8 protein-coding genes are annotated in these 9,082 nt (G+C 64.2%); 4 read left to right on the top strand and 4 right to left on the bottom strand.

The window, feature by feature from the left end:
• Positions 1-190: 190 nt before the first annotated feature.
• The 3 genes from OOZ63_RS18100 to OOZ63_RS18090 all read right to left on the bottom strand — a co-directional run bounded on the left by OOZ63_RS18100 (position 191) and on the right by OOZ63_RS18090 (position 3,922).
• Positions 191-1,774 (bottom strand): ABC transporter substrate-binding protein, encoded by a 1,584-nt coding sequence (locus tag OOZ63_RS18100; protein WP_266006991.1) that lies wholly within the window; start codon positions 1,772-1,774, stop codon positions 191-193.
• Positions 1,775-1,869: 95 nt separating this feature from the next.
• Positions 1,870-3,150, bottom strand: coding sequence for an HD-GYP domain-containing protein (locus tag OOZ63_RS18095; protein WP_266006990.1), 1,281 nt, complete (start codon positions 3,148-3,150; stop codon positions 1,870-1,872).
• A 121-nt stretch (positions 3,151-3,271) separates the two neighbouring features.
• The gene (locus OOZ63_RS18090) at positions 3,272-3,922 is read right to left on the bottom strand and encodes a c-type cytochrome (RefSeq protein ID WP_266006989.1); all 651 of its coding nucleotides are present in this window, start codon (positions 3,920-3,922) and stop codon (positions 3,272-3,274) included.
• A 99-nt stretch (positions 3,923-4,021) separates the two neighbouring features.
• Here OOZ63_RS18090 and OOZ63_RS18085 point away from each other — a divergent pair, with 99 nt between their 5' ends.
• Genes OOZ63_RS18085 through OOZ63_RS18070 form a run of 4 tightly spaced genes read left to right on the top strand, consistent with a single transcriptional unit; the run spans position 4,022 to position 7,745 of the window.
• Positions 4,022-4,885, top strand: a complete 864-nt coding sequence (locus OOZ63_RS18085; protein ID WP_266006988.1) for an AAA family ATPase — start codon at positions 4,022-4,024, stop codon at positions 4,883-4,885.
• Entirely contained in the window at positions 4,882-5,103 is a 222-nt protein-coding gene (locus OOZ63_RS18080) for a hypothetical protein (protein WP_266006987.1), read from the top strand. Before OOZ63_RS18085 ends, OOZ63_RS18080 begins: the two co-directional genes overlap by 4 nt.
• The gene (locus OOZ63_RS18075; protein ID WP_266006986.1) at positions 5,104-5,712 is read left to right on the top strand and encodes a GNAT family N-acetyltransferase; all 609 of its coding nucleotides are present in this window, start codon (positions 5,104-5,106) and stop codon (positions 5,710-5,712) included.
• The gene (locus OOZ63_RS18070) at positions 5,688-7,745 is read left to right on the top strand and encodes an alpha/beta hydrolase family protein (protein WP_266006985.1); all 2,058 of its coding nucleotides are present in this window, start codon (positions 5,688-5,690) and stop codon (positions 7,743-7,745) included. Before OOZ63_RS18075 ends, OOZ63_RS18070 begins: the two co-directional genes overlap by 25 nt.
• On the opposite strand, the gene OOZ63_RS18065 is transcribed toward OOZ63_RS18070, so the two are convergent.
• Entirely contained in the window at positions 7,746-9,020 is a 1,275-nt protein-coding gene (locus OOZ63_RS18065) for an EAL domain-containing protein (RefSeq protein ID WP_266006984.1), read from the bottom strand.
• Between the last annotated feature and the right edge of the window lie 62 nt (positions 9,021-9,082).

Raw genomic sequence — 9,082 nt, 5'->3', positions numbered from 1 at the left:
AACAGGCTGCCCTGGTCTCGACTCTGTCCTTGTACATAGCCCATGACGAACAATGCCCTGCAACTTGCGTTGCAGGGCATTGTCTTCAGGGCTTCTGGTCAGTGCCAGAGTATTGACACGGACTGCGAAGGGCCTTGTTAGTGGCTACTCAGGGCCATCAGCTCGATGACACCCATCAGCTCGGGGCTGCTTACTTCGGATTGACCGTCACCCAGGCCGTCTCGAACCAGTTGTCGGCGCGGTGCACCACATTGACATTGGTACGCGCGGCCCAGGGGATGACCTGACGGTGCAGCGGGATCACATTGACCTGCTCCTTGACCTCCATCAGCGCGGCCTTGATCAACTGCTCACGCTTCTTCGGATCGGCCTCGCCGCTGCTCTGCGCAGCCAACTGGTCGAACTTGTCATTCTTGAAGTTGCCGTAGTTGTAGGCGCCGACACCCTTCTCGCCGCGATTGCGCAGCACCGGGGTCATCATGGTCTCGGCATCGGTGATCGCGCCGCCCCAGCCGTAAAGGTAAATGCTGGTGTCGAGCTTCTCGACCTTGGGGAAGAAAGTCACGCGCGGCATCGCATTGACCTTGACCTTGACCTTGAGCTGCGCCCACATCGTGGCCACGGCCAGGCAGATCTCCTCGTCGTTGATATACCGATTGTTCGGGCAGTCCAAAGTCACTTCGAAGCCGTCGGCATAGCCGGCGTCGGCCATCAGCTTGCGGGCGGCGGCGATGTCGAAGGGGTAGCGAGTCTCGATGGCCGGATCATTGTAGGAACCCAGCGGCGACGGCGTCAGCCCGCCGGTGGGCACCGACAGGCCGTTCATCAGCTTCGTTCGCATCGTTTCGACATCGATGGCCTGATAAAGCGCCTTGCGCACGCGCTGGTCCTTCAGCGGATTCTTGTCGCCCGGCACGGCGCCGTAGAGCAGCTTGTCGCGCGCCTGGTCCATGCCCAGCATCACCAGCCGGTTCTCAGGCCCGTCGACGATCTTGACGCCCTGCGTATTGCGCAGCCGCGGCACATCGCGCGGCGCCGGGTCCAGCACGAAGTCAATCTCGCCGGACACCAGAGCGGCCAGGCGGGTCGCGTCGTTACCGATAGGTGTGAACACGATGTCCTGCACATTGCCATCGAACTTGCCCCACCAGTTCGGATTGCGCTTGTAGACCGTCTTCACGCTGGGCTCGCGGGTGACCAGCATATAGGGCCCGGTGCCATTGGCGTTGCGGCTGGTGTAGGCCTCTTCCTTGTTCTTGAAGTCCAGCGGGCGGGTCACCTTGTGCTGCTCGCTCCAGCTCTTGCTCATGATCCACAGCGTGTCCAGATGCTGCAGAAAGATCGGGTTGAACGTCTGCAGCTGGAACTCCACAGTCAGATCGTCGATTTTCTTCGGCGTGCCTACGGCAGCCGCATAGACGGCGATCTGAGAGGTCGGCTCCTTGGCGCGGTTGATGGAGTACACCACGTCATCGGCGGTCAGCGGCGAGCCGTCATGGAACTTGATGCCAGGGCGCAGCTTGAAGCGCCACACCAGGGGCGAAGTCTGGCTCCACTCGGAAGCCAGGCCCGGCACGATATTGAGTTTGGCATCGCGCTTGGTCAGCCGCTCATAGACCTGACCGTTCATCATATTGGTCATGCTCTCGTTCTGAGAGTGCGGGTCCATGGTTTGGGGATCACCCTGACTAGCCCAGCGCAGGGTCTGCGCCTGCACGCTCAGTGCACAGGCGGCGGCAACCAAGCCCAGCAGCAAAAACGGCTTTCTCTTCATTCGGGAACTCCCAACTGTGAACGAACTGTGGCGCGAGTGTAGGCAGGCGCGGCAGCGCCCAACCCCTGGGATTCACCTGATGGGGCTAGCCCGGATCAGCCACGCGCATCGGGCTTGGCCCACAGGTCGTCCAGATGAGTGAAGCCCCAGTCCTGCGGCAGCTCGCGGCCAACGATCTTGTCGTTGCAGGAGGCCTGCGACAGATCCAGCACCTGAACCGGTACCGGCAGCTTGGAGCGGGTCGAGTAGAACACCCGCACCACCGGCGCCACCAGCTTGGCGGGATTTTGTTCGATCACCACCGCGAGCCGGCCCGAATGCAGCTTGACCAAGGTGCCGACCGGAAAAATGCCGACGCTCTTGACGAAGGCCTGGAACACCACCGAATCGAAATGTCCCTGCCACTGCGCCATGCGCTGGATCGAGCCAGCCGGGTCCCAGGCGACCTTGTACGGCCGGTTCGACGTGATTGCGTCATAGACGTCGCAGACCGCCCCCATGCGCGCCAACAGGCTGATCTGCTCGCCGGCCAGCTTGTCCGGGTAGCCGCTGCCGTCCATCTTCTCGTGATGGTGCAGGCAGACGTCGAGTGCCGAATCGGGCACCGCCCCGCCGGCCTTGAGCGCCTCGAAGCCCAGCCTGGGGTGGGAGCGCATCGTCGCGTACTCAACATCGTTGAGCTGCCCGGGCTTGTTGAGCACCTCAATGGGCATCATCATCTTGCCGACGTCGTGCAGCAGGCCGGCCAGACCGGCCTCGAGCACCTGCTGTTCGGACAAGGCCAATTGCCGGCCCAGTGCCACCATCAGCGCACACACCGCCACCGAGTGCATATAGGTGTAGTTGTCCTTGGTCTTGAGCCGCGACAGACTGATCAGCGCCGACTGGTTGCGCGCCACCGAGCTGGCCACATCCTCGACCAGGGGCAGACATTGCTCAGCATCGACGGCGTGCCCGAGCCGGGCCTCGCCAAACAAGCTCATCACCGTCTCGCGTGATCGGCTCACCAACTGGCTGGCGCGCGCCATCTCCTCGCCCAGGCTGGCTCGAGAGGCTGCTGGCGCTGGGCGGGGCGGCTGTGGCGGCTGTGGCGGCTGTGGCGGCTGTGGCGGTGGTGGTGGCGGCGGTGGCGCCGAGGTGACGGCGGTCACGGCAGGCATCGCCGCAGCGCTGGCCGCCGCCGGCACTTCCAGATCGACACCCTTGCTGACATCGATCCAGACCGACATGACGCCGCTAGCCCCCAGCGCCTCCAGATCTGCTGGGTCCTGCAGCACGAACTTGGTCCGCCAAAACGGATGCGAGAGCCAAGGTCCCTCCATCGACTGTAAAAACATGCCGAGCCGAACCTGCGCGGCGGGAATCTTCTTGAGCATGGCGCGACTGATGCTGATGCGACAGGCCCTCAGTATGGGGTTTCATGCCCCAGAACATGCCGAAATCAGGCGCAAAAAAACCGCCTACAAGAGGCGGTTCACTCGGGCAAACCCGGATTTTTCAGCGCAGCTTGGACTGCGGCACGACCTTCAATTCGCCCGGCAGCGAGGCCAAGTACTTGGCCATGGCCTTCAATTCTGCATGGCTGAACTGTTTGACTTGGCCGGCCATGATGGCGTTGCCGCGGCCAACCACGGTGTTGCCTTCGACCTGGTAGGACTTCAGTGCGGCGTACAGGTAGTCGGCATGTTGACCGGCGATCTTGGGGTAGCTGCCATCGATAGGCTTGCTGAAGTTCGCACCATGGCAGGACGCGCAAGCGCCCTTGCTCAGCAGTTCGGTGACTTGGGCGCTGGCGGGTACGGCGGCTTCGGGCACGGTCGTCGTGCTCTTGCCATGCTGCTCGTAGTAGGCCGAGATATCGGCGATGTCCTGCTCTGTAAGGCTCAGCGCGATGCCACGCATCGTCGGGTGCTTGCGCTCGCCCTTGGCATAGGCGGTCAGCGAGGCGGCGATGTACTTGGCACCCTGGCCCGAGATCATCGGCACCTTGTACACCTCGGGGAAGCTGGACTGGTAGCCCGGGATGCCATGGCAGCCGATGCACATGGCCACCTTCTTCTGCCCGGCGGCCACATCCTGCGCCTGCACCGAGGTCAGGGCTCCGACGGTAGCGGCCAAAGCGAGCGAAATCTGCAGCAGTTTTTTCATGGTCCCGAGTGTTGTAGTGCTGGGTCTGGATCTGACACCGGGCGCGATTATAGGGGGCCCGTATACTGACCCGCTGCCCATCTGTCGTTGATCTACACCATGAAGTTTCAAGGCTCGGACCAATACGTCGCCACCGCCGACCTGATGTTGGCGGTCAATGCCGCCATCACGCTGCAACGCCCCCTGCTCGTCAAGGGCGAGCCCGGCACCGGCAAGACCATGCTGGCCGAGGAAGTGGCCCAGGCGCTGAAGCTGCCGCTGCTGCAGTGGCATGTGAAGAGCACGACCAAGGCCCAGCAGGGCCTGTATGAGTACGACGCGGTCAGCCGGCTGCGCGACAGCCAGCTCTCCGGCATCGAGGGCACCGACAAGGTCCGCAATATCGAGAACTACATCGTCAAGGGCGTGCTGTGGCAGGCCTTCGAGGCCGATGCGCCGGTGGCCTTGCTCATTGACGAGATCGACAAGGCCGATATCGAGTTCCCCAACGACTTGCTGCGCGAACTCGACCGCATGGAGTTCTACTGCTACGAGACGCGCCAACTGATCAAGGCCAAGCATCGCCCGCTGGTCTTCATCACCTCCAACAACGAGAAGGAACTGCCTGACGCCTTCTTGCGCCGCTGCTTCTTCCACTACATCAAGTTCCCCGACGCCGCGACGATGCAAAAGATCGTCGACGTGCATTTCCCCGACATCAAGTCCGAAATGCTGGCCGCCGCGATGAAGACCTTCTTCGACGTGCGCAATCTGCCCGGCCTGAAAAAGAAGCCCTCGACGAGCGAGCTGCTGGACTGGCTGAAGCTGCTGGTGGCGGAGGACATCCCGACGGACGCGCTGCAAAGCAAGGACGGCAATGGGCAGGGGGTCACGATCCCCCCGCTGGTGGGCGCCTTGCTGAAGAATGAGCAAGACCTGACCTTGTTCGAGAAACTGGTCTTCATGCAACGGAACAACCGATGAGCGGCCAAGACCTGGGCAAGGCCTTGCGGCAAGGTACGGCCGACGCGGTCGGCTTCGTGCTCGGCGCGCTGGCCGGCTGGCAGCTCGGCCGCTGGCTGGGCTATGACTTCATCGCCAGCACCGCCTGGGGCGTTCCCGAGCTGATCGGCCTGGTGCTGATCCTAGTGGGCTGCGGCCTGGGCCGCTGGCTGGCGCGAAAACTGATCCTGAGAGGCTGAATGGCAAACACTGAGGCGGCGGCCATCTGCACACCGGTCACGCTAGGCGGCCATCACGCCACGCTGGCACCGCTGGCCCTCGAGCACGAAGCCGGCCTTCAAGCCGCCGTGCGCGAAGGCGAGCTATGGCAACTTTGGTACACGGCGATCCCGACGCCCGAAGGCATGGGCGCCGAGATCCGGCGCCGGCTCGACCTGCAGGCCAAGCAGAGCATGCTGCCCTTCACGGTCTTCGATGCCGGCCAGCGCATCGTCGGCATGACAACCTTCATGAATATCGACAACGCGAATCGCCGCGTCGAGATCGGCTCGACCTGGTATGGCAACAGTGTGCAGCGCAGTCCACTGAACACCGAATGCAAGCTGATGCTGCTGACGCATGCCTTCGAGACCCTCGATTGCATCGCAGTCGAGTTCCGCACCCACCGCTTCAACAGTGCCAGTCGCCGCGCGATCGAGCGTCTGGGCGCCCAGCTTGACGGCGTCTTGCGTGCCCACATGCGCGCGAGCAACGGCACGCTGCGCGACACCGCCGTCTACAGCATCACCGCGACCGAATGGCCCACCGTCAAAACCCATCTGCAATGGCAACTCGCAAAACCCCGCTGAAAAAGACCCCCAAGAAGACTTTCGACGTCGACGCCTTGTGGCAGATCGAGCGTGTCGGCGCCCCCAGCCTGTCGCCCGATGGCGCACAGGCCGTGGCCGCCGTCACCCGCTACTCGATGGAGAACAACAAGGCCCAGTCAGGCCTGTGGCTGCTGTCGACGCTGGGCGGGGCGCCGCGCGCGCTGACCAGCGCCGGCGACAAGGACGGCCAGCCGCAATGGAGCCCGCAAGGCGACCGGATCGCCTTCATCGCCCGCCGCGAGCAAGAAGGCAGCAAAGACGAGGAAGCCCAGCTTTATCTGATCGCGCCGGACGGCGGCGAGGCCCGGCGCGTGGGCAGTGTGGCCACCGGCGTCGAGGCCTTCAAATGGTTTCCGGACGGCAAGCGCATCGCCTTCATCTCCTGGGTCTGGCCCGGGCTGAAGGGCGCGGACGCCCAGGCCAAGGCACACAAAGAATTCAAGGAACGCAAGGCAACGGGCTATGTCACCAGCGAGGCGGTCTACCGCTACTGGGACCACCATGTACCGATGGGCCGGGTCGCGCATCTGCACGTGATGGATGTAGCCACGGGCAAGACCCGCGACCTGTTCGAGGGCACGGACATCGAGCTGACCCGTGCCGACCCGGACGCCAACTGCTTTGACATCGCACCCGACGGCAAGCGCATCGTATTCGCCTTCGACCCCGCTGCCGAGAAGCGCCTGGACAACCGCTACGCGCTGGCCGAGGTCGAGCTCAAGAGCGGCGCGATCCGCACGCTGCTGCAAGACAAGGACTGGGACCTGCAGGCGCCGCGCTACAGCCACGCCGGGCAACACCTGGCCTTTCTGGCCAGCCACCAGGGCAAGAAGCACACCATGCCCTCGCAGCTGGCCGTGCTGGACACGCAAGGCCATTGGGCCGTGCTCTCCGAGCACTGGGACTATGAGGTCACTGCGCCGCTACGCTGGGACGAGGACGATCTGGGCTTGCTGTTCGGCGCCGAGGAGCGCGGCCGCCGTCACCTCTGGCGCTTCGACGTCAAGACCTGCGAGGCCTTCAAGCTCTTCGAGGGAGGAAATGCGACGGCCTTCGCGCTGGAAGCCGGCACCCTGGTCGTGCAGCACGACAGCGTCCAGCATCCGCCGCGCCTGTCGGTCGTTGTCAGCGAGGGTGATGAGGAGGGCCACGGCCAGGTCATCAGCCGTATCGAGTCCTTCAACGACGCGCTGCTGGCCGACTACACCTTCTGCCGCCACGAGGAGGTGGTCTACAAGGGCGCCCAAGGCGACGATGTGCAGATGTGGCTGGTCTACCCGCCCGGTTTCGATGCCAAAAAGAAATACCCCGTGATGCACCTGATCCACGGTGGCCCGCACACCGCCTTCGGTGACAGCTGGCATTTCCGCTGGAACCATCAGGTCTTTGCGTCGCAGGGCTATGTGCTGGCCTGCGTCAACTATCACGGCTCGTCGAGCTTCGGCTATCAGTTCCTCGACTCGATCACCCAGCGCTGGGGCGAGCTGGAGCTGCAGGACGTCGAGGCCGGCACCGACTGGATCCTCAAAAAACCCTGGGCCGACAAGAAGCGCGTCTTCGCCACAGGCGGCAGCTATGGCGGCTACATGGTCGCCTGGATGAACGGCCATGTGAAACCGGGCCGCTACCAGGCCTATGTTTGCCACGCCGGCTGCTACGACTGGCAGGCCATGTTCGCCGACGACGCCTACACCTGGCATGCCAAGGAACTCGGCGCCTGGTACTGGGACGATGCCGCCAAGGTGGCCTCGCAAAGCCCACACGCCTTCGCCAAGAACATGGCCACGCCGACCCTGGTGATCCACGGGGCGCTGGACTACCGCGTGCCCGATGCCCAGGGCCTGGCGTACTACAACACGCTCAAGGCCAAGGGCGTCGATGCGCGGCTGCTCTGGTATCCCGACGAGAACCACTGGATCCTGAAACCGCGCAACAGCAAGCTCTGGTACGGCGAGTTCTTCGGCTGGCTCAGCAAGCACGATCCGGCGCCAGGCCGCACAAAGAAGTCGTGATCAGTCGCCTTCGGCAAGGCCCCAGTCGATATCGCCGCACAGCACCTGCAACTGGCCGTCGCGCCAGAAGGCCACCGAGACGGTGACGCACATGCGGGCGCCGTGCAGGCTGAGGTAGGGGCGGGTCACTTGCACGTCACCGACTGCGGCGATCGCGCGGCGAAAGTAGGGGCGGCGCGCCCATCGGGCATCGCCGGCCCGCTCCAGCGGCGCATAGCGCGGATCGGCCACATCGACCCGGCCGGGCGGCGCAACCCGCTCGCCCAGTTCGCGGCCCTGCTCGTCCAGCAGATAGCTCAGCTGCGCCTGCTGCAACTGCAAAAACGCCGCGCAGGCCTCGGCCAGCGGCCGGCCCTGCTGCAAAGGCTGCAAAGCCAGGGCCAGCGCGGTGCGAAACGGCGCGACCCGCTCCTCGTCAGCATGCCGCACATGCAGATGGCGCTGGTCAAACAGCTCCCAGGCGCTCTCCACCTCGCCGCTGACCGCCTTGCTCAGCAGCTGCGGCGAGGGATGACCAAATGCATAGCCCTGCACCAGGTCGACATCGGCGTCCAGCGCCAGATGGGCCTCGTCCTGGGTCTCGACACCCTCCAGCAGCACCAGGGCACCACACTCGTGCAGCAGGGCCACCATCTGGCTGAGGACGCGGGCCATGCGCTTGGAGTCCATCGCGCGGATCAGCAGGCTGCGGTCGAGCTTGACGATCTCGGGCCGAATGCGCCAGATGCGGTCGAAGTTGGAATGGCCGACCCCGAAATCGTCCAGCGCCAGCAGGCAGCCGGTGGCGCGCGCCTGCTCGACGGCCAGCTCGAACTTGTGGTCCTGCGACATCACGTCCTCGGTCACCTCGAACACCAAGCGCTGCATCGGCAGGCCCAGTTGGTGCACGACCTCGACCGCGCGCGCCAGCATCTCGGCCTGCTCGGTGACGTTGACGAACACCGCCGCATGCACGTTCAGGAACAGCCAGCTGTCCTGCGACTGCTGGGCGACGAAGTTGTGCACGTGCAGCAAGCGGCACAGCCGGTCCAGCCTCACTTGCTCCTCGAAGCTGCCGACCCGCTCGAACAAGCTCATCGGCGATAACAGCTGACCCTGCCCGTCCTGCACCCGCACCAGGGCCTCGTAGCCGACCGGCCGGCGGTGAGGAAAGCTGTAGATGGGTTGAAAGCTGCTGCTCAGCACGCAGTCGCCATGGCGACCCTGCCAGATGCCGTCCTGCTCGCTGATGGCCTCGTACAGGGCCAGCAAGGTACTCTCCACTTCGGTGACCATGGCGCTCCGATCTGGCGGTCTTGTAAGCAAGATGCTAGCGGATACACAGCTTGGCTGCGGTG

It is taken from the genome of Paucibacter sp. PLA-PC-4 (assembly GCF_026241155.1).
Taxonomy (GTDB): domain Bacteria; phylum Pseudomonadota; class Gammaproteobacteria; order Burkholderiales; family Burkholderiaceae_C; genus Roseateles_E.
This window is presented reverse-complemented; position numbering and strand designations above follow the sequence as displayed.

What these genes read in the sequence shown, in the direction of transcription:
- OOZ63_RS18095 (WP_266006990.1), bottom strand. Translation starts at nt 3,150, where the DNA reads ATGCTCAAGAAGATTCCCGCCGCGCAGGTTCGGCTCGGCATGTTTTTA.
- OOZ63_RS18065 (WP_266006984.1), bottom strand. Translation starts at nt 9,020, where the DNA reads ATGGTCACCGAAGTGGAGAGTACCTTGCTGGCCCTGTACGAGGCCATC.
- OOZ63_RS18085 (WP_266006988.1), top strand. Translation starts at nt 4,022, where the DNA reads ATGAAGTTTCAAGGCTCGGACCAATACGTCGCCACCGCCGACCTGATG.
- OOZ63_RS18070 (WP_266006985.1), top strand. Translation starts at nt 5,688, where the DNA reads ATGGCAACTCGCAAAACCCCGCTGAAAAAGACCCCCAAGAAGACTTTC.
- OOZ63_RS18100 (WP_266006991.1), bottom strand. Translation starts at nt 1,774, where the DNA reads ATGAAGAGAAAGCCGTTTTTGCTGCTGGGCTTGGTTGCCGCCGCCTGT.
- OOZ63_RS18080 (WP_266006987.1), top strand. Translation starts at nt 4,882, where the DNA reads ATGAGCGGCCAAGACCTGGGCAAGGCCTTGCGGCAAGGTACGGCCGAC.
- OOZ63_RS18090 (WP_266006989.1), bottom strand. Translation starts at nt 3,922, where the DNA reads ATGAAAAAACTGCTGCAGATTTCGCTCGCTTTGGCCGCTACCGTCGGA.
- OOZ63_RS18075 (WP_266006986.1), top strand. Translation starts at nt 5,104, where the DNA reads ATGGCAAACACTGAGGCGGCGGCCATCTGCACACCGGTCACGCTAGGC.